The 19397-nt window shown below is 52.6% G+C and carries 16 protein-coding genes; 4 read left to right on the forward strand and 12 right to left on the reverse strand.

From position 1 onward, the window contains the following. Nucleotides 1-67: 67 nt before the first annotated feature. From GWK74_01530 to dprA, 7 genes are all read right to left on the reverse strand, one after another. Nucleotides 68-700 carry a hypothetical protein gene (locus GWK74_01530; GenBank protein QHU90202.1) on the reverse strand — a complete coding sequence of 211 codons (633 nt, stop codon included), beginning with the start codon at nt 698-700 and terminating at the stop codon, nt 68-70. A gap of 295 nt (nt 701-995) precedes the next feature. Then, nucleotides 996-3674, reverse strand: a complete 2679-nt coding sequence (locus tag GWK74_01535) for a type IV secretion system DNA-binding domain-containing protein (protein QHU90203.1) — start codon at nt 3672-3674, stop codon at nt 996-998. A gap of 39 nt (nt 3675-3713) precedes the next feature. Next, nucleotides 3714-4769, reverse strand: a complete 1056-nt coding sequence (locus GWK74_01540) for a hypothetical protein (protein ID QHU90204.1) — start codon at nt 4767-4769, stop codon at nt 3714-3716. A gap of 240 nt (nt 4770-5009) precedes the next feature. Beyond that, nucleotides 5010-7523 carry a type I DNA topoisomerase gene (gene topA / locus GWK74_01545; protein ID QHU90205.1) on the reverse strand — a complete coding sequence of 838 codons (2514 nt, stop codon included), beginning with the start codon at nt 7521-7523 and terminating at the stop codon, nt 5010-5012. 104 nt (nt 7524-7627) lie between these two features. After that, nucleotides 7628-8029, reverse strand: coding sequence for a hypothetical protein (locus GWK74_01550; GenBank protein ID QHU90206.1), 402 nt, complete (start codon nt 8027-8029; stop codon nt 7628-7630). 110 nt (nt 8030-8139) lie between these two features. Then, nucleotides 8140-8787 (reverse strand): hypothetical protein, encoded by a 648-nt coding sequence (locus GWK74_01555; GenBank protein ID QHU90207.1) that lies wholly within the window; start codon nt 8785-8787, stop codon nt 8140-8142. A 47-nt stretch (nt 8788-8834) separates the two neighbouring features. Then, nucleotides 8835-9707, reverse strand: coding sequence for a DNA-protecting protein DprA (gene dprA, locus GWK74_01560; GenBank protein QHU90208.1), 873 nt, complete (start codon nt 9705-9707; stop codon nt 8835-8837). Between the two features lie 518 nt (nt 9708-10225). On the opposite strand from dprA, the gene GWK74_01565 reads away from it, so the two are divergent. Beyond that, nucleotides 10226-11209 carry a hypothetical protein gene (locus tag GWK74_01565; GenBank protein ID QHU90209.1) on the forward strand — a complete coding sequence of 328 codons (984 nt, stop codon included), beginning with the start codon at nt 10226-10228 and terminating at the stop codon, nt 11207-11209. A gap of 65 nt (nt 11210-11274) precedes the next feature. Here GWK74_01565 and GWK74_01570 read toward each other — a convergent pair whose 3' ends face one another. Beyond that, nucleotides 11275-11724, reverse strand: a complete 450-nt coding sequence (locus GWK74_01570) for a hypothetical protein (protein ID QHU90210.1) — start codon at nt 11722-11724, stop codon at nt 11275-11277. 67 nt (nt 11725-11791) lie between these two features. On the opposite strand from GWK74_01570, the gene GWK74_01575 reads away from it, so the two are divergent. Next, entirely contained in the window at nt 11792-12559 is a 768-nt protein-coding gene (locus GWK74_01575) for a methyltransferase domain-containing protein (protein ID QHU90211.1), read from the forward strand. Between the two features lie 46 nt (nt 12560-12605). On the opposite strand, the gene GWK74_01580 is transcribed toward GWK74_01575, so the two are convergent. Together GWK74_01580 and GWK74_01585 are read right to left on the reverse strand one after the other, a co-directional pair. Next, nucleotides 12606-13379 (reverse strand): TIGR03943 family protein, encoded by a 774-nt coding sequence (locus tag GWK74_01580; GenBank protein ID QHU90212.1) that lies wholly within the window; start codon nt 13377-13379, stop codon nt 12606-12608. Beyond that, the gene (locus GWK74_01585) at nt 13369-14412 is read right to left on the reverse strand and encodes a permease (protein QHU90213.1); all 1044 of its coding nucleotides are present in this window, start codon (nt 14410-14412) and stop codon (nt 13369-13371) included. Before GWK74_01585 ends, GWK74_01580 begins: the two co-directional genes overlap by 11 nt. Nucleotides 14413-14461: 49 nt before the next feature. Between GWK74_01585 and GWK74_01590 the strand changes: the two genes are divergently transcribed. Further along, nucleotides 14462-15583 (forward strand): DUF475 domain-containing protein, encoded by a 1122-nt coding sequence (locus GWK74_01590; protein QHU90214.1) that lies wholly within the window; start codon nt 14462-14464, stop codon nt 15581-15583. Between the two features lie 109 nt (nt 15584-15692). Here GWK74_01590 and GWK74_01595 read toward each other — a convergent pair whose 3' ends face one another. Then, nucleotides 15693-16298: an aminoacyl-tRNA hydrolase gene (locus GWK74_01595; protein ID QHU90215.1), complete on the reverse strand. Its 606-nt coding sequence runs from the start codon at nt 16296-16298 to the stop codon at nt 15693-15695. A gap of 44 nt (nt 16299-16342) precedes the next feature. Here GWK74_01595 and GWK74_01600 point away from each other — a divergent pair, with 44 nt between their 5' ends. Continuing rightward, nucleotides 16343-17311 (forward strand): hypothetical protein, encoded by a 969-nt coding sequence (locus tag GWK74_01600; GenBank protein QHU90216.1) that lies wholly within the window; start codon nt 16343-16345, stop codon nt 17309-17311. Between the two features lie 748 nt (nt 17312-18059). On the opposite strand, the gene GWK74_01605 is transcribed toward GWK74_01600, so the two are convergent. Next, nucleotides 18060-18971 carry a hypothetical protein gene (locus tag GWK74_01605; GenBank protein ID QHU90217.1) on the reverse strand — a complete coding sequence of 304 codons (912 nt, stop codon included), beginning with the start codon at nt 18969-18971 and terminating at the stop codon, nt 18060-18062. Nucleotides 18972-19397: the final 426 nt, after the last annotated feature.

Consider the following 19397-nt stretch of genomic DNA (forward strand, 5'->3'; position numbering starts at 1 on the left):
CAAAAATAAATAACTAAGCCAGCTTTTAATCTGGCTTAGTTATTTGTATAGTTTTTATATTTTAACTTTAACTTTGACCAACAGAATAAACCTTGAATGTTGCGGTTTTTAGACTATCTACTTTACCAGCCTCTACATATTTAAATGCTTCGTATGATCCAGACCCATTGCTTTTGAGGTCGTTAGCGTAAATCGTATCTTCTGCAAGTCGTGTGCCGCTAGCATCTACAGCCTCTATTTTAACAGTATATGATTTTGTCTCGGCATTCTTATTTGTAATCTTAACGCTTAACAGGGTTTTATTGATACCATATGCATCAGTAGTTGCTGAAAATTGGCCAACCTCAACACTAACATCGTTTTTGAGCAGCTCATCAGTCTTTTTGCCGCTCGATGTATCCACTGAATCCTGGATGGCTTTACCAGCATCGTTTATTGCTTTACCGTACATCGCTTGACTGGCTAGCACGATGCCAACGCAGACTAAGCCTATGATTAAAACGGCAATTGACATTCCGTGGCCTGCGCCGTCGTGCTTCTTAGCGCGAACAATGCCAACTATGCCAAAAAATATAGCGAGCACGCCAAGTATTGCGGCGAAGTTGTTAATAATCGGGATTGCCGATAACACTAGCCCGATAATACCCATAACTAATCCTGTTATGACTAGCCCAGATTTCTTTTGTTCGTTTTTGCCCATAATCCCCCTCAGGATTTTATTAATAATATAGATTGCCTGCTGAGCTGTCATAAAAAAGGACAGCCATTTGCTGACTGTCTAGATCTGACAAGGGAACGCATGCGTCCACTTTATCGCACAATGGTTGCTCATTTGCAAAGTAAACCAGACCATGCGGTACCCAGTCAGATCTAGACGAATTCAGTATATCAATAAAAGATAAAAATTTGAATAGTTACAGTTTTTATACTGTCTTTGGGGCTGTTTTACCGTGTAGAAGTTTTCTATTTTTGTCGAGAGGCTTAATTATTATATATCATGCAGCACTCTTCTTCCGTCGTCGGCGGCGTTTCTTCGGTGTGGCGGTGTCGGTAGCTGCTGATTCAAATGCGCTGTTGCCGCGGATTTGCAAGATGACTTCGCCGCTGTCTGTGACGGGTTCGGGTTGTGGTGCGGGGTGTTGGGTGTTAGTGGCCGTGGTTCCCTGCACCGGTTGACTAGTGGCCGCCTGAGCGGGCTGGGCTAGTGCGGCTGCGGCGACGGCTTGCGGGCGCGGCTGGCTGCTGGGCTGTTTTTGTGGGCGCGGTGGCATGATGACGGCGGCAATTTCTCGCTCGACGTCTTCCCTGTTTCGTGAGTACATACGCCGCGAATGTTCGATGATGTGCGGTGTGTTGTCGGCTTGGCTGGGCGGGAGTTCCAGCGTGCGCGCGGAAAAGGCCGGCGTCTTCTCTCCCCCGATGACCATATTGATGACGAAGTTACGATTGTGCATTTGCAAGAGGTCGACGGCTTCAAAATTCGGCTCAAATTGCTTAGCCAGGATCGGCGCGTCGTCGGCGGAAACACGGAATGAAATCATGGTACCGACGTTACCAAAAACTGCGTCGCGCACGGTTTCGTTCATCTGCGAGATGTACTGGTTGGCGACGGTCAGGTTGAGGCCGTACTTGCGGGCTTCGGACAGGATGGTGGCAAATGAATCGGTCGCAAAGTTCTGGAACTCGTCAACGTAAAGGTAAAATGGGCGGCGGTCGCGGATGTCTGGGATGTCAGAGCGCGACATGGCAGCCAGCTGGATCTTGGTGACCAGGAATGAGCCGAGGATGGCAGCGTTATCTTCGCCGATCAGACCTTTGGATAAATTGACGATGAGAATCTTGCCTTCGTCCATGATTTGGCGGATGTTGAAGGTGGATTTGGGCTGGCCGATGATGTTGCGGATGATGGGGTTGGCGGTAAAGGCGCCGACCTTGTTAAGGACTGGCGCGACGGCCTCGGCGACGAACTTGTCATTCCAGCTGGCGAATTCAACGTTCCAGAACTGTAGGACCACGGTGTCGCGGCAATAGCCCAGTGTTTCTTTGCGGAAGGTTTTATCAGTCAGCATGCGGGTGATGTCCAGCATGGTCGTCTCTGGCCGGTCAAGCAGCGCCAGGATGGTGTAGCGCAAGATGTACTCCAGTCGCGGCCCCCAACTCTCGCCAAACATGCGCTTCAGAACGCCGATGACCTCTGATGAAATGTTGGTCTTTTGGTTCGGATTGGTGACTTCCAGCGGGTTGAAACCGAGTGGATAGGCGGTGTCGGCCGGGTTGAAATAGACGACGTCGTTCAGCCGTGAGCCGGGGATGAATTTCATATTGTTGATGGCAAAGTCGCCGTGCGGATCGATGATGGCGTAGCCTTGGCTGTGAAAGATATCGCTGAGCGCGAATAATTCGAGCAGGCCCGACTTACCTGCTCCGGTCTGGCCGATGATGTAAACGTGACGCGAGCGGTCATAGCGCAGCATGCCGAATTGGTGGTTGATGCCGCGGAAATTGGTGACGCCAAAGGCGGAAATTTGGTCGTCATTGGCGTCGCTGCCAGTCAGGACAGGCAGCTTGGACGGCGGTTCGGCGGTTTTGGCGCTGGCCCAGACGATGTTGGGCGTCTCGACATTGGTGTGCGGCAAGTGAAAGACGGAGGCCAGTTCTTCGATATTCAGGATGTAGCCATCGCCGTAAAATGCGCGCTTGCGGTACTTGTCGAGGAACTCCTTGCCGAACGCACCCTTGACAGCACGAAAGCCGTTGAGGTTGGTTGAGTTGAATTGCTTAAAAGCACCGACCAGCGCCTGCATATGTAGCTTGGCGCTGGCTTGATCTTCGCCAAGGTACGCCAGGCGGATCTTGACGTCGTAGCCTAATTTAGTGGCCTTCTTCTCTGCCTCAGAGACGCGCGTCTTGTCACGCTCAGACAGCTCGGGCGCTTTTTTGCCATCACTTCCCTGGCCCGGTGGTCTCCAAAGTGCCTCTAGTAGCGTACCAATCCATTGCAAGCCACCGCCGCCGAGCCCGGGGATGAGTTTATGCCCACTCTTGACGCTGGCGATCCAGCGATCAGCGGACTGTTGCCAGCTGTCGGCGATCGGCCTGATGAGTACCTGCACCCAGAGTTCCTCGCCGGTCAATTCTAGCTTGGCCAGCGTACCGGTAATTCCCGCCAGTGGATCGACTTCAAAGGTCTGAAAGGTGCGGATTGGTAAGAACTCTGGCGCCGTCAAGGTCAGCTCGGTAGTGTACACGGTGGAATGCTCACGCTCGTGCTCGGTGTAATCTTCGCTGGCGACGTAGATTTGGACGGTTGGGTATTGGGCGTAAATTTGTCCCTCGACGAAACTTTGCAGTGTTCGGGGTACCCAGACGTAAAAACGAATTTGACCGTTGACCGAGGCGATTTCAAAGCTGATATGCTCCTGCCGCCCGCCTGATAATTTGAGTTCGCGTTTGTCGCGCAAGATGCCGTGCAGGCTGGCGAATAATTGCTCGGCGGCCAACTCTTTCTTGTCGTTGGCTTTGGGGATTTCCAGTACCAACAACACACTCTCGGTCGGTTCGAATTCGTCGGCCCGCTGATAGTTGCGCCACGTCAAGAATGACAGCACGGCTGTGATGGGTATCCAGACGTACCACTGCGTTAAAAAACTAATCATCGAAGAGATAATTTCCATGCTATTTCATTATCTCACCCCTTATAGATAAATGCAAACTTAGGCTTCGCTGACCAGAATGTAGGTGGCCTTGGCGGAGCGTTGGAATTGCGGTTTGGCTTGCAAGTTGAGCAGAATGGTGGTTTCTTTAACTTGACGCTTGTCGAGGACGCGCTTCACGATTTCATCGCGGTGCAGCGGCTCGCCGGCCTCGCGTAGGACGCTGGCGATGATGTCGGCGACGGTACCGCGAGCGTAACCCCACGATTCGAGGGCATAAATACCGCGGCCGATCAGGACGAAGCGTTTGTCTTTGATGAGTTCGTTGTGGATGGCCTGGATGGTGACATCTTTGCGTTTGAAGTCGCTGTCCTTGATGGCTTTGGCAATGTCTGAGAAATGCATTGGCTGGCCGTTGCTATCAAGAATGACGAAGATCTTGTCACGAATGGTTTTTGGGTTGACGAGCGGCCACTTGATCAGGCCCCACAGACCACGGAGATGGGCTAGTTTCTTGCTGATTGAGGCGAGTGCGGCAATGTTTGATGGATGCTCGTAGTTGAGCGTTTTGTGTAGCTCCTCAGCGGTGACTGGCTGGCCATGTTGCTTGATGGCTTTGACAATTTCTTCGACTTGCTTCTTGATATTCTTCTCGTCGTTCGGCGTGCCGATGATGGCTGAGTGGTAATAGTCATCGTTCTCGGTGATGGTGTTGATCGATGGATTGAGCTCGGCGATAAAGGCGACATGGGATCGTTCGCTATCGGTGACATCCCGGCCGAGGACATGCTTGGCGAGATTATGCAGTGGTGCGGCTCGGCCCATTTCCGACAGGTGTGAGGTGACCATCTTCTCGGCCGCCGAGGCACTTGGTATGCCGCCATCAGCCACTAATAGGCGCAGGCGAACGAGGATAGCCTTCTCGAGCTGACGGACACGCTCACGCGTGATCCCGAGCATATCGCCAATCTGCTCCAGCGTCTCCTTATTGCCGTATAAACCAAAGCGACGGCTAATAATCTCTTTCTCGCGCTCTTGCGGAATCTGCGCCAAGACATCCTCGGCTGCTTGCCGAAGCTGCCTGTCTGGTGCGCTCTGTTCTTGTATGTCGCTCATGGCTTTATGTTAAATCCTCTCTGCCTCACCTCAGAAGTTATGTTGATATATGACGATATTGCTATTATACAATAAAATATTTTCGTGTCAAGCAAGTCGTGTAGTACGCCGTAATTATAGCATGTATTTAACAATTTTTGCAATGAAATGGTGTGATAGTTTTTAATTTTGTGAATTATGGGGATATGGTCTATACAGCACTAATAAAATGTGGCTTGATTGGGTTATTTTGTGGGTCAATTACTTCTTTGAGCGGCTGCTTTTTCTCGGGGATTTGGATGGTTTGGTTGAGGTGCGGCCGCGGCGGGCGGGTTTCGCGGGTGCGACCTTCAGAAGCTCCAAGGCTTGCTCGTGAGTGATGGATTTCGGGTCGGTGTCTTTGGGGATCTTGGCGTTTTTGCTGCCGTCGGTGATGTACGGGCCAAAGCGGCCGTTGAGGACTTTGACGCCATCGCCGAAATTAGCGATATTCTTCTCGGCTTCGGCTTGGAGTTTGGCGGCGTAGAGTTCGCGGGCTGTTTCTAGGGTGATGGTGTGTGGGTCTTCAGGCTTGATGGAAACGAAGAGTTTGCCGACTTGGATGTACGGGCCAAAGCGGCCGATGTTGGCTTTGATGTCTTGCCCGTCTTCGGTTTGACCGACGACGCGCGGTAGTTTGAACATTTCTAGTGCCTGCTCCAAAGTGACCGTTTCAATTTTCGCGCCCTTCGGTAGCGGTGCAAAGCGTGGCTTGTCCTCGTCGTCAGTGGCACCCAGTTGCAACATTGGGCCAAAGCGGCCAAAGCGGGCCAGGATTGGTTTGCCAGATTTTGGATCGATGCCGACTTCACGGTTAGCGCCGACTTTACTGCGGTCGATGCCGCCTGATTGTTCAATCAATTTGTGAAACGGCGTGTAAAATCCGTGCAGCATGGTGCTTTTCGCTAGGTCAGCAGCGGCGATTTTATCAAATTCAGTTTCGACATTGGCGGTGAAATCATAGTCAACGATTTGCGTGAAATGGTCGGTCAAAAAGTCGGCGATTAGTTCCCCGCTTGGTGTTGGGATGAGCTTGCCGCGGGTGGAACCGGTTTTTTCTTGGACGATGTCACGGCTGACTTCCTCGCCGTTATAATTTAGGACGATGACGTCGCGCGGCTGGCCTTCGCTGTCGCCTTTTTCGACGTAGCCGCGGGTTTGCACGGTGTCGATGATGGTGGCGTAGGTGCTTGGCCGGCCGATACCGAGGTCTTCAAGCTTCTTGACGAGTGAACCTTCGGTGTAACGGGCCGGTGGCCGGGCGAAGATTTGGCGGGCGGTGATGTCGTGGGTTTCAAGTGTGTCGCCAGAGTGGAGCTTCGGCAAGAGTTCGTCTTTGCCGCCGCCGTAGACGCGCAGGAAGCCGTCAAAGGTGATGACTTCGCCTTTGGCTTCAAAGTGGAAACGCCCGAAAGAATTATCTGCCCCCTCCAAAACGGCTTCCGCACGCCGAGATTCTCTCTCCGATTCGTCTCGGGTGGCTGCGGAACTCGCTTCGCTCAGACAGTCCTCGCCGCGCCGCGCCTCATCGTCATTCAACTCTCGGGTTTGTGCAGATGTTTTGTCGTGAGTAGATAATTCTCTGCCTTCAATGTTAATCGTCACTGTCGTCTTCTCCAATTTCGCTGCCGACATTTGTGATGCCAGGGTGCGGCGACGGATGAGGTCGTAGAGTTTTTGGTCGTATTCGTTGGAGGTGACGGTTTCGCGGGTGATGTCGGTCGGGCGGATGGCTTCGTGGGCTTCTTGGGCTGAGGCGGATTTGGTTTTGAATTTGCGCACAGTCGAATAATCCGGGCCGTACAGCCGCTTGATAAAATCAGTGGCGCTGGCGATGGCCTGCCCGCTCAGATTGACCGAGTCAGTACGCATGTAGGTGATCTTACCATCCTGGTAGAGCCGCTGGGCTGAAGCCATGGTGGCTTTGGAACTGAAACCAAGCTTGGCGTTAGCCTCCTGTTGCAAGGTCGAGGTCGTGAACGGTGCGGCTGGGTTGCGGGTGCCAGGCGTTTTCGAGATATCGTTGACGGTGAATGTGGCTGGCTTGAGGCTAGTTAGGAATTCACGCGCAGTCTCTTCGGAATCAAATTTCTGGTTGAGCTCGGCTTTGAATTCTTGGTTGTCGTGGATAAATATGGCGGTCACCTTGAACTGCGAGCTGCCCTCGAACTTCATAATTTCTCGTTCGCGCTCGACCAGCAGCCGCACTGCCGGGCTCTGGACGCGGCCAGCCGACTTGCCGCCTGGTACTTTTTGCCAGACCACTGGACTGAGCTCAAAGCCAACCAATCGGTCGAGAATCTGCCGTGCCTGCTGGGCTTGTACCAGATTCATATCAACAGTGCGTGGATTTTTGATAGCGGTGGTGATAGCATCCTTGGTGATCTCGTGAAAGACGATGCGCTTGGTCGTCTCGATCGGTAGATTCAGCACTTTACAGAGATGCCAGGCAATCGCCTCCCCTTCGCGGTCTTCATCGGTGGCTAGCCAGACGTTGTCTTTACCGACGGCCTTGACGTTTTTCTTTAGCTCGGTGATGACTTTCTTTTTTTCGGGATCAACTTCGTAGACGGCAAAAAAATCATTCGCCACATCAATTGGCGGTGTGCCGTCCTTGGTTTTTTTGACGATTGAGCGGATGTGCCCCACGCTTGATAAGACATGAAAATCCTTGCCCAAATATTTCTCAATGGTTTTGGCTTTGGCTGGTGACTCGACGATGACGAGATTTTTCATAACTCTATATTATATCAAATCACCTCGCAACCACAACCGCCGAGGGTGTTTCTCGGTGGCTCTGGTTGCGAGGACAGAGAGATGGGTCTGTCCTCTGAGGGGCGCTAGATGAGTCTAACGATACTCTCTTCCTCGAGCAACTCTTCGAGGAGATCATGGTATCTCAGAAGCTTATCTTCATCCCCTGTAATAACGGCATCGTGGAGGAGTTGTTCGTACTGTGCTTTGCGCATAGTATAGCACCACTTCCTGACATTACCGGCAAAATCACCAGTAATTCGCCAGGTGCCAGTGCCGAAACAGTCGAGCAGAACCTCGGCCACGACTACGGGTTTACTACCACTAGCTCTAAAGCCAAAAGTACACTCATTGATGGCCCATGCGGCTTCCACGCTGCTGTTTTGGATTATTTGCCACAGGTGCTCATTGCGGAGTTTTTTACTGGTATGAACAGTGATATCACCGCCCGTAACGTTGATGACGAAGAAATCATCATAGTCCGCCATGTCAGACCTTCTCTCTCTGTCCGAATTGTCAACACCCAGACTTTCTGGATGGACGAATCTTCGTTTTCTGAACGAAAATCTGATATATATATCAATTATTGGATAAAAAGTCAAGCCTCTGGCGTATCATCATCACTATTACCACCAAAAATGGCTCGTTTGACATATGTGTATGAGGCATGAGCAGCAAGTGGTAACGAGGCGATAAATGCAGTGCGGCCAACTCTGCGGAGGGTTTCGGCCAGCTCTGATTTATCGTTATGTTCGGCGGTGTAGGCGCCCGCGTAGGCAAATAATGCCAGCGTCTCACCGGCCATGGCTAGTTTGCCGGATTTTGTCGGGCGCGTTTCACCCTTGTGTTTACTGCGGTAATTGGCGATGCCTGTTGCGGCGGCATTTATCGTGTTTAACACGGCGATGGTGCCGATAACCGATTTTGGCGCTGCGCCTTTTTTCAGCATTTCATAGAGCAGTTTGAGCGTGACCACTTTATCGGTGATCGCGTCAACGGCCGCGCCAACATTACTCGTTTGTCCTGTTGCGCGGGCGACCGCTCCGTCGGCAACATCGAGCGTTCGCCCAATGATCACCCGCACCAAGCCAGAAACCTCCTCAAGGTTTTCCGCACCGTCCCATGTCAACTTTCCACCCGCTAGACTCATCGCATTAGGGATGGTCAAGGCGTCCCTAATCAAGGTGGTGATGTCACCGTCATTGACCGCTTTGCTGCCAGATACCAGTTCCCGACCTGCCTTCATAAGCCGTAGCCTATCATCAATTTGTCAAATTGGCAATATTATCGCGATTATCGTAGCGCCCAATTATTCGCCCCAAGCGGCTTGATCACGCCGTTGATCTCTAGCATGGTTAGTGCCGTGGCGAAGTCGGCTGGGTTGAGGCCGGATTGTTGCTGCAGTTGGTCGCCGTCTCTGAGGCCGGTCCGGAGTAAGTCGATGATAGTGTTTTCGGCCGGGGTTTCACCGAGGGGGATGACGGCTTGGTCGGTGGCAGATTGAGTGGTTGACGGGGCGATGACATCGAGGATGTCTGTGGCAGTGGTGGCGACGAGGGCGCCTTGTTTGAGTAGCGCGTTGCAGCCTGCAGAGAGTGGACTGGTGATGTTGCCTGGCACGGCAAAGACGTCGCGGCCTTGGGATAAGGCGTGGGCGGCGGTGTTGAGCGTGCCGCTGCGCTCGGCGGCCTCGGTGATGATGACGGCGTCGGCTAGTCCTGATACCAAGCGGTTGCGCTCTAAAAAGCTCCAGCGATTGACGACTTTACCGTCGCCTTTTTTCCACTCGGATAGAATAGCGCCGCCATTTTTTATGATGTTCATGGCTAATTTGTAATTGGTTTGCGGCGAGATATCAGGTAGTTCATTGGGGATAACGCCGATGACCGTGCCGCCAGCCTCCAGGGCGGTCTTCTGGGCAATGCCGTCGATGCCGAGTGCCAAGCCGCTAACGATGATGCAGCCGGCTGTTGCTAGGTCGCTCGCCAGCTGCTCGGTCACTTCCCGGCCGTACGCCGAGGGCTTGCGTGAGCCAACGATTGCCACGACCGGTGCGCCGCTATCTGGCAAATTTCCCATGAAACACAAGCTTTTCGGTGGATTAGCAATACTTGCCAACCTCTGGGTAAAAATATGCTCATCTGGACGGATTCTATTGATTTCCATGACTTTTGTGATAAAAAGTATTGACATGTTGTCAAATGCTTGCTATAATCAGGAGCGATTGGTTAGTTAAAGCGCTAATCAAAAGCACCTTATACCCCCTATTCTAACTAATATGTTAGGTTGCGCGCAATGGCATTAAGTATTCTTACCCTCCACTTTTTGCGATTCAACGTTACGCGCATACTAACCCCTTTAACTGCCCTTTTTTTGAAGGCGACCTCTGTTAAGGTGAGCACTGGATGGTGTTGATATTATAATCAGGCGCGGACTTTTGGAGTTTTAGTCACGACGCTTCACTGAGACGGGAGCTCGGGTGGGTTGAAGGGTAACAAAGCGCCAGGTGATGCCCACCCTTACCTGGCGCTTTTTTAGTTGGGTTTTTAATGTGATCTTGCACCGTGTAAGTGAAGATTGGGCGTGAATTAGTGTGAGGTGACCTGCCGGAAAGCGAGACGTTAGACGAATATGCGTGAGCATAATATTGACTTTTTGTCTCTAAAATAGTATAGTGAATATATATGACGCAGATAATTGAGCACGATACGTTAGTCAAGTTAAGCCAAGAGCGCCCGTTGGTGTTTCGAGCCCAAGCGGCCGCCGTCTTGGCACGTGTGCCGCGGCGATTTCGACGAGATGCGCGGGTGCTGAATCGTAGCAAGCGCACGATGCATGACATGTTGACGGCGTGGCGGGACGAATGGTTGCCGAGGCTAGAGACGATCACCTCGGCGCATAACGCGACAATGTTGCAACAAGCCTTGCGGGAGGATTTACTGGCCGAGACGTCGTCGCAGCAACGGCTGATCGCCATGATGATACCGGTGCGGCTTGAGGAGGAGCGACTGGCCTTTGCGGGGTCGCAGTTTGCGTCAAAGCGAGAGAAAAAGCCGTATCAGCGGACGCTGGCGTTTACCCAGCAGCCAATCGAGGTCTGTCGGCAGCAGGTTGAAGATTTTATGAGGTACGAACTGTACCGGGCGGTGCTCTCTGAGGTCGGTGTGACTGTGGTGGACAAGCAGGCCTGGGGGCTGGTGCGATGCTGGCAGCGGCTGCGGGCCGGCCGTCAGGTCAAGAAACTGCGGCGCGAGGTAACGAGGTGCTTGGCGGCAATTGAGCGAGAAATGGCGGCGATTGAGCAGGAGCGCGGCGGCTTGGCGGCCCGGCTGTTCGGGCTGAATATTGATTATGTGACGGTACTAGCAGCGCGACAGGAGTATGAAAAGGCGCTGGGTCGGCTGAGTAAAAAAGCGGCCGAGAGCCCAGCCAAGCGGCTGGCGCTATATGAGAAAAAGACCGAAGCGATTCGCGAGGAGTACCTCGACACGGTGCCAGGCGTGGCGAATTTGTCAGAGGCGCAGCGGGCGGTCAAGGAAATTGATTCGGTGCTGCTGGCGATTTTTGACCTAGACGCGACAGCACGCAACGAACTGATGAGTGCGTTCAAGCGCTACCGGATGCTGACGCGTGAGCGGGATGTGCTACGGGCGAAGCTTGAGGTGTAGTTTGTAGGAGAGATATCGGGCCCCGTGTGGTTCGTTGGAATTGAGATAGCTGCTGCCGCGGCTGATTAGGCTTGGCTCGTCGTTTCGGTTGAGCCAGGCTGCGTATCGCCAGCTGCCATGCAGGTCTGGCACACTCCTTCAAGTTCAAAGTGGTGGCGCTCGACACGGAAGTGATGGCGCTGGCCGATCAAGGCAATGAGCCGCTCTAGCTCTGGTGTCTCCAGCGGTTCGGCGTTATGACAGCGTGTGCAGTAGAGGTGGTGATGATGTTTGATGAATGGCTCGGCGAGCTCATAACGGACTTTCCAACCGATGTGGATGGTGTTAATGACGTGGAGCTCGTGAAAGGTTTCGAGAATGCGATAGATGCTGGTGCGGTTGGTGTTCGGGCAGCGCTTGGCGATTTCGGCGATGGTCAGTGGCACGTCGATGGATTCGAGTGCCGTAAAGACTTCGCAGCGTGATTTGGTCAGGCGAAGGTCGGCTTGGCGAAAGATGTCGCGTAAGGTATCCATGTCGCAATTGTAGCACTTATTGCGACAAAATTGCAATAAGCTATACAATACGCCATACTGATGAGCTATGAATGAATGTATTGAACGAGTGCTGAGCTTGCCGCAGCTCACACCTTCTGAGGAAGTTAATGCGGCGTTTACCGAATTAGTTGAGAAAGTGGTGGCGCACGGTGAAGAGCCACTGCTGTGTGATGAGAATAGGCGCCATCAGGTGCAGCAGCGGTGCGCGGTAGCCGAGGGAGAGCTGGAACAGTACTGGTCGAGGCGTATCCCAGGGGCGGATAACCCGTGGGCAGAGCTAGGAGCGTTTCCGTATCATGAAAATTATAAGGAGTTAACGCGGCGTGAGATTGGGCTGCTGGGACGAGCTGGGCTGCGGCTGTGTGGCCCCTCGGAAGTAGCGATGATCGGTAGCGGGCCGTTGCCGCTGACGGGCTGGTGGCTACATCAGCTAACGGGAGCGCGGATTACGCATGTTGATGCGTCGGACGAGGCGATTAAGCTATCGCGCGGCCTTGCCACGGCGCTTGATTGGCCGGGTGAATTTGTGACTGGTCTGGGCCAGTCGGTGGCGCTGGATGAGGGGCGGTATGATGTGATATATGTAGCGGGGCTGGCTGGCGAAACGCTGGCGGAAAAGCAAGCAATTGTTGATCGTGCACTATCAGCGCTCAAACCAGATGGGCGACTGATCGCGCGCGGGGCGTATGGGGCGCGCACCCTGCTCTACCCAGGGTTTGACGCTGACGCCCTTGAAGGTGTGCAGCTGATGGAGGAATACCATCCGACAGATGGGGTGATTAATTCGGTCTTTGTGTACAAGCCTGCGCAGTGAGAGGGCTTACCAGTAATTGAGACATTGTCGCAATAATGATACATAGCTAGACGCCGAGGAATTCGTATGGATTGGCTGGTTCGGTGGTTGGGGTGATGGTGGGGTTAGTGAGCACATAGACGGCTTTGCCGCCAGATAGTTCACGTTTGATCTGACCGCGCGCTTGTAGCCATTGGTTGTTGCGGTAACGCTCGGCGTCTGGGGATTTAACGAGGATGTTGATCGGGGTGCTGTCGACGGCACAGCAGCTGATGACGAAGCGCGAGAGCTCGAAATAGCGGTTGTCATAAAAGCCACTCGGGTCGCGCGCCACGAAGCCGGTGACGTCAATGGTTACGCCGTCAAAAAAGCTGTCGTTCGGGCAGTCGTCAAACGCGTTACGCCAGCGGTTCATGGAGACAGGTTTGCCATCAAGCGGCTCTGGCTTATCACAGCGGCCGGTCGTGCTGGTCGGCCCGGATGTGGCGCGATTGGCAGCACTGGACGAGGACAACGGGCGCGGTGGCAGGACGATGGCCAGAGCGAGGATGCCGGCGGTGATGATTGAAAGTAGAGAGATTTTACGCCGCGGCTTTGCTGGACGCTCCGTGGTTGTCGGGTGAGCGGAGGCGCGCTGCTTCCCTGCTGGGTTATGGCGCAGCTCTAGAACGACATCGAGGATTAGTAACATGCCGCCAGCCATGGCCGCCACGACGGCAAGCAGATGGTAGCGCGGATGAATGTAAAAGCCGAGCTGGCCGCGGACGGCGATGAGGATGATGTAGCCACAGGCGAGCAGTCCGCCGCCAGCGCGTAACAATGGGCCGAACTTAGCGTGCATATAGATTGACTCCGATCCCTATCGCCAGCGACAGGCTGAAAATAATAAGCATGACTAGCAAGATAAAGCGCGGACGGAAGGTGCTTCTCATGAGGAGAATGAGCTTGATGTCGATCATCGGGCCAGTCAGCAGAAAAGCGAGGACGGAGCCATTGGTGAAGATACGGGCGTAAGCCAGCGCAAAAAAGGCATCGACGCTGGAGCAGATAGAGACGACGAAGCCGAGACCAATCATGGCGATGACCGACAGGATGATATCGCCGCCGACGGCGTTGATGATGGAGCGCGGAACGAAGACTTGGGTGGCGGCAGCGATCATGGCGCCGAGGACCAGCATGGTGGTGAGCTGCCAGAATTCGTTGCGGGAATCAGCGAGAATATGGCGAAAAGTTGTTGGATGACGGTCGGTGCAGGAGGCAGCAAATGACGGCTGGAGGACGTGCCTCGGGTGAATAAAGCTGACGATCAGGGCGGTCAGCTGGACGATCAGAAAGCCAAAGCCGATGCGCCACCAGACCATGCGCGGCTCGAAACTAAAGGCGGTCATGGTGGCGATGATGGTAATCGGATTGAGGATCGGCGCGGCGAGGAGAAAGCTGATGACGTCGGCTGGCTTGAGGCCGTGTGCTAGGAGGCTGCGGGCGACCGGGACATTACCGCACTCGCAGACTGGCAGCGCGATGCCGACAAGCGAGAGGAGAATGCGGCGGATGAATGTATGCTTGGGTAGGATTTTAAGCAATCGGTCTGGCGGCAAAAAACGGCGAATGAGAGCAGAAACGATGATACCGATAATCAGAAATGGTGTGGCCTCAACGATGACGCTGCATGTTAGTGTCAGGAAATCTTGTGCCAGCGGTGCTAGCGTCTCGGCCCACGTGTGCGGCGGATGCGCGATCAGCCAGAGATCAATTTGTAAACCGTACTGCATGACGATAATCCCAAACAGGCCGACGATAGTCCATCGGATCGCGTCGCTATGGTCTTTGAGCCAGGCGGTCGTGCGCTGATACATTGTCTGTAGTGACGGCATAGTTTCTATTATACTACTCCCCGCCTAGCATGCTATACTAAAACTCAGTATGAAACATTGGCTCCACTCACATCACCCATTTCGGATTTTTTGGTTTTCGGCGCTGCTGACGCTGGCTTTGGGCGGGTTGATTTTCGGACATTTCGGCGCGGGCGGCTTGTGGTTGTTTGCGATTTTGGTAGTGCTGGAAGTAACCTTTAGCTTTGATAATGCGGTGATCAACAGCAAGGTGTTAGCCGGCATGAGCCAGGTTTGGCAAAAGGTGTTTTTGACAGTTGGGATTTTCGTGGCGGTGTTTGTGGTGCGGTTCGTGCTGCCGATTATTATCGTGATGGTGGCGAGCGGCCATGGCTTTATGGAAGTGGTTGATCTGGCGCTGAATAAGCCGGCGGAATACGGCCATATTTTGCACGAAGCCTCGCCGATGATTGATGCCTTTGGCGGCGCGTTTCTGATTATGATTGGCCTCAGTTATTTCATTGATTATAACAAGCGCGTGCACTGGATGCGGCATGTCGAGCCGTGGCTGGCCAAGGCTGGGCGGTTTGAGAATTTCAAGGTGTGTTTGATGCTGAGCGTGGCGGCGGTGCTGTATTTTACGGTTGAGCCGCCGCATCGGGCGCTGGTGCTGATCTCGTCGGTGCTGGGGATTATATTGCATATCGGGCTGGAATTGTTCGGCTCATTCTTTCATGAGGATGATGCTAAATCGGCCAAGGTCAAGACTGGCTGGGCGGCGTTCGCTAGCCTGCTCTACCTGGAGGTGTTGGATGCTAGTTTCAGCTTCGACGGCGTCATCGGCGCCTTTGCTATCACCAGCAGCGTGCTGCTGATCGTGGCGGGTTTGGGTGCCGGCGCTATTTGGGTGCGGTCGCTGACGGTGTATTTGCTGCGGACGGGCATGCTCAGCAAATATAAATATCTGGAAAATGGCGCGCACTGGGCGATTATGGCGCTCGGCATGATGATGATCGCCAAGCTGTTTCATCTGGAGCTTCCGGAATGGGCGACGGGCGGCTTGGGGCTATTGTTTGTAAGCTTGGCGGTTGGTAGTAGCATGCTGGAGGCGCGAGCGATTAGGCTGCAAGAAGTAGCCGCGGCGAAATTACATAATGCTGAGCGGCGGCTGAAGCACGGCGCGGCGAGGATTGTGCCGCGTAAGCGACGGTAATTGATATTTGTGGCTTTTTGTTTCGGGCGGCATTGCTTGCTTATTGCGACATTGTTGCAATAAGCGTTTTTAATCTCGCAGGCGCAATGGTGTAGTGATGTGTCGGGGATTAAAGCTTGACGCTTATGGCTGAAATTTGATCGGATAAAAAGTCATGAATCATTGTTTGCACCGTTGGGATGGTCCAATTTTTCAAAATAGTTAATTCATCGCTATTAAAATTCATCATAACAAAACGGTCGATTGAGACTTGCCGGCGCAGTAAATTATCGGTACCGATACGAATATGCCAGAAATCAGCGCCGATGTGAGCATGAAGCGATTTTAAGCCGTTGCTACCAGCGTCGCGGCCGCCTTTACGGACGCGGATTTTGCCAAAATCAAGGTCAGTGTCATCGTGAATAATTAGTAAATCATCCAGTGTCAATTTATAAAAATCCATGAGCGCCCGCGCGGCAACGCCGACTTCGTTATAGTACGTCGTTGGTTTGACCAAGAGAACTTTTTCCTGCGGACTAGCGGTTAACGACTTTGCGTCAGCAGTTGAGGCTAGCTTGACATTATTTAGCTTAGCAATATCCGCAAAGAATTTGGGCTTATTGCTAAATTGTGCACCCTGCTCCGCCGCCAACTGGTCAATTGCCAAAAAGCCAGCATTATGCCGCGTGTGAACGTACTTTTCGCCAGGATTGCCAAGGGCCAGAATGACTTTCATAGCCTTAGTATATCACCTTGGCCAGGATGACGTATAATAGATGTATGGCGAAACGCGATGATGATTTGGAATTTAGTGTTAATGCGGCGTTTGACGAGGCGCGGGCGGTTGTTGACAAGGTGCCGCTATATTTGGTGAATGGCTCGCTGGGTGCTGGCAAGACCAGTGTGCTGGAATTCTTATTGCAACAAAGTGGCTATAAGGGTGCGCGGGTGATTGAAAATGAATATGCCAATGAAAATGTCGACGGCTACCGGCTGGAGGGACTAGCGGAGATGGTGACGACGTTGGCTGGCGACTGCGTCTGCTGCTCGTCGAAGCACGCGCTGACGCGGATGCTGCTGGACTTCTGCCGGAATTCTCCGGCGCCAGTGTTTATCGAGGCGACGGGCGTGGCGCGAACGATGAATTTGGTGGAAAAACTCATTAATGCACAAATCTTCAATAAGTATGAGTTGATGCAGAGTTTTTACGTGATCGATGCGCACGAGATTTTGCGCGGGATTGAGCCAGCGCACGAAGTTGAACTGCAAGCAGCAGACGTGATTTTAGTGACCAAGGAAGATTTGCTAAGTGAAAATGAGCGCGCCGAGTACGAGGAAAAATTGCACACTCTGCCCTACGCCAAGGTGTTCAGCGCGCCGCACGGTCGGTTTGAACTCAGTAAATTAACCACGCCGTCGGGGCTACTGGCATTTTTTGATACGTACGACGGCGAGCTGGCGGTGCCGGATAATCCGACGTACGCCGTGCTGGACGTTTCAGGCATGAAAATTACGGCAGCGACTTTGGAAAAAATATGGCCGGAATTATTTGCGGCGTATGGCCTGCGGCGAATGAAGGGCTGCTTCATCAACGACAACGGCGCGCGCCAGCATGTGGAGGCAACCGAGCAGCAGATTCAGCTAACTAATGCCAGGCCTGAGGAGGCGGCAAAAATCGTGCTCATCGGCAAACGAGCGGATGAAATTACGCGCGAAGCCTTGGCGGCGCAACTAGTGATGTTTGAATAAATTGTTCGCTTTCGTCGTTTCCGACTCATCAGCATAGACACGCATCTATGGAGCGAACTGACAAGCAGAAGGTGGAGGAAAGTTAACTTTGCCCGCCAGTTCGTAACTAGTGTATATCTATCAATCACCTCCTTTTGAGTCATGTACAGGTAGGTCACGGTCCAATGGTCCCCCCTTGCTTTGCTTTCATGAGAGCCTTCGTTATGGAGATTGGATCGGAATTGGAACATACTTGGATGGTGTGCTTATTGAACTTGAACCTAACCACAGTCTGCCCCTCCCGGTCGTGCAATTGAGCAAGCATCTTCGCGTCAATAATGGCGCTAAGCAGGTTAGTGCCATCATTGAACTTTATACTAATTGAAATAACCTTATAGTTGGGCATAATACTCTTCCTCCCCACCCGAGCGGATGCTCGTGTGAAAAACACTGGTCGACACCCGAATGGGTCGACTCGAGATGGGGTGTTTTGGTGCTTCTTGTGACGCACCGCAACATCCCATCTCAAATCAAAACTTTCTCTGCTTGTCAAAATACACTTTCGGACAAGGATTCACTCAACTCGTCAACAAAAGCTGATATATATATATCACTAATAGAATAAAATGTCAATGGATTTTGTCAAAAATATGGTGTAATACTTTTTCTTACCCCTGTTATGATCATGGACAACTTTTTATAGAAAATAGTAGCCGGTGTTTTCCGTGAGTGGCTGCCCCATCCTCCCCGCGCTATGCTGGGTCGCTAATTATGACTCGCCTAGATGTTTCGCAGCGGAGATGGTCACCGTTATCGCTCTCAAAATCGTCTGCAAATTTGTAGCGGTGATGGCCTTCGCTAGCTCATGTTTTGTCAGCGGCGTGGCGGTTTTCTGGTAAAAATAAATTGGCGCGGAATTATAGAATGGGTCGGTCGTGAACGCCTCGGCGAGATCATTTAGGCGGCTGGCGTGCGGTGCAGGGTCAAATGTTCGTAAATAATTCTGCGCTGTTTTGCCTGCATTTTGCCAATCAAAAGATTTTTTCACGGTGTAGGTTTGACCGACTGAGTTGCCGTCATGATAGGCGGTGAATTCGCTATGGCTGGACGGATAGGCCGAGACTCGGTCAAAGCACGCGCTGCGCACCAGGTCGAGCAGTATCGGATACATGCAGAAAAAGGCGGCAGTTACCTGCTTGCTGGCATCGGGAACCTCAATCGTCAGCGTGATGTCTATAAAATCCTCTGGCTGGTAGTCAATTTCCAGCGGCGAGCTTGTGACTGGTTCGGTAATTTCTCCAGGTCTAGCGGAGCGGCGCCTGGCGAAAGCTTTTTGGCAGCGCGCCAGTTGTTTGCGTAATTCTTTTTCATCCCAAATGACAACGTTTGATCTCATTTCCGCTTCAATGTGGGCGACGGATTCGTGAATCATGGATAAATCAAACGGCTTTACGTCAGCGATGACTTTTTCAAATAACGTAATTGATTCGCGGGTAAAGAACGCGACGTCAAAAAAGACGCTTGATTCGGATGTCGTGCCGTGTAATTCGCCGACGAACGCGCGCTCATTGCCAGATTTTTCTGCCGCTCGTAAGAACCGCCGAATAACCAAATGCTCAAACAAATGGCAGACATCATGGTCGGCTGGTAGGTTATAAGCCGAATATAGTTTGTGGATCATGGGGTTTATTGTACCAGATGAGTGCCCCACCCTGTAGCATGGTCCTACAGGGGCGGGGTCTTCTCGAACTCAGAAGCTCTTGAACGGAGCCTTGCTGTTCGAGGTTCCTGAATCGCCACGGTTGCAGCGATTTAGGAGCGTCGGCTTTCGGGGTCGACGACTTGGGGGTGAGCACGCTGCTGATAGTGGTCTTCGGCAACGTGCCGGAAGAACCACCGAAGCCGAACCGCTGGCTACCGCTCTGGCTCAGGCTGTCGTGATGGTTCTTGTTGCTGTTCAATCCCTTTTGGGGACGTCCAGTTGCCATAGTAAACTCCTTTTGGAGTCGGGCGAGAACAGACCTTCTCGCAAACGGCACATTTGACGCATGGCATGAATCAAATGTGAACCTAGTGCGAAATTGCACAAAAGGCTACTATATATCAA

The organism is Candidatus Saccharibacteria bacterium oral taxon 488 (assembly GCA_010202115.1).
Classification (GTDB): Bacteria; Patescibacteriota; Saccharimonadia; order Saccharimonadales; family Saccharimonadaceae; genus Nanosynbacter.

Excerpts from the sequence above, each read along its gene's own strand:
- GWK74_01530 (QHU90202.1), bottom strand. The coding sequence starts at position 700 with ATGGGCAAAAACGAACAAAAGAAATCTGGGCTAGTCATAACAGGATTA.
- GWK74_01535 (QHU90203.1), bottom strand. The coding sequence starts at position 3,674 with ATGGAAATTATCTCTTCGATGATTAGTTTTTTAACGCAGTGGTACGTC.
- GWK74_01540 (QHU90204.1), bottom strand. The coding sequence starts at position 4,769 with ATGAGCGACATACAAGAACAGAGCGCACCAGACAGGCAGCTTCGGCAA.
- topA (QHU90205.1), bottom strand. The coding sequence starts at position 7,523 with ATGAAAAATCTCGTCATCGTCGAGTCACCAGCCAAAGCCAAAACCATT.
- GWK74_01550 (QHU90206.1), bottom strand. The coding sequence starts at position 8,029 with ATGGCGGACTATGATGATTTCTTCGTCATCAACGTTACGGGCGGTGAT.
- GWK74_01555 (QHU90207.1), bottom strand. The coding sequence starts at position 8,787 with ATGAAGGCAGGTCGGGAACTGGTATCTGGCAGCAAAGCGGTCAATGAC.
- dprA (QHU90208.1), bottom strand. The coding sequence starts at position 9,707 with ATGGAAATCAATAGAATCCGTCCAGATGAGCATATTTTTACCCAGAGG.
- GWK74_01565 (QHU90209.1), top strand. The coding sequence starts at position 10,226 with ATGACGCAGATAATTGAGCACGATACGTTAGTCAAGTTAAGCCAAGAG.
- GWK74_01570 (QHU90210.1), bottom strand. The coding sequence starts at position 11,724 with ATGGATACCTTACGCGACATCTTTCGCCAAGCCGACCTTCGCCTGACC.
- GWK74_01575 (QHU90211.1), top strand. The coding sequence starts at position 11,792 with ATGAATGAATGTATTGAACGAGTGCTGAGCTTGCCGCAGCTCACACCT.
- GWK74_01580 (QHU90212.1), bottom strand. The coding sequence starts at position 13,379 with ATGCACGCTAAGTTCGGCCCATTGTTACGCGCTGGCGGCGGACTGCTC.
- GWK74_01585 (QHU90213.1), bottom strand. The coding sequence starts at position 14,412 with ATGCCGTCACTACAGACAATGTATCAGCGCACGACCGCCTGGCTCAAA.
- GWK74_01590 (QHU90214.1), top strand. The coding sequence starts at position 14,462 with ATGAAACATTGGCTCCACTCACATCACCCATTTCGGATTTTTTGGTTT.
- GWK74_01595 (QHU90215.1), bottom strand. The coding sequence starts at position 16,298 with ATGAAAGTCATTCTGGCCCTTGGCAATCCTGGCGAAAAGTACGTTCAC.
- GWK74_01600 (QHU90216.1), top strand. The coding sequence starts at position 16,343 with ATGGCGAAACGCGATGATGATTTGGAATTTAGTGTTAATGCGGCGTTT.
- GWK74_01605 (QHU90217.1), bottom strand. The coding sequence starts at position 18,971 with ATGATCCACAAACTATATTCGGCTTATAACCTACCAGCCGACCATGAT.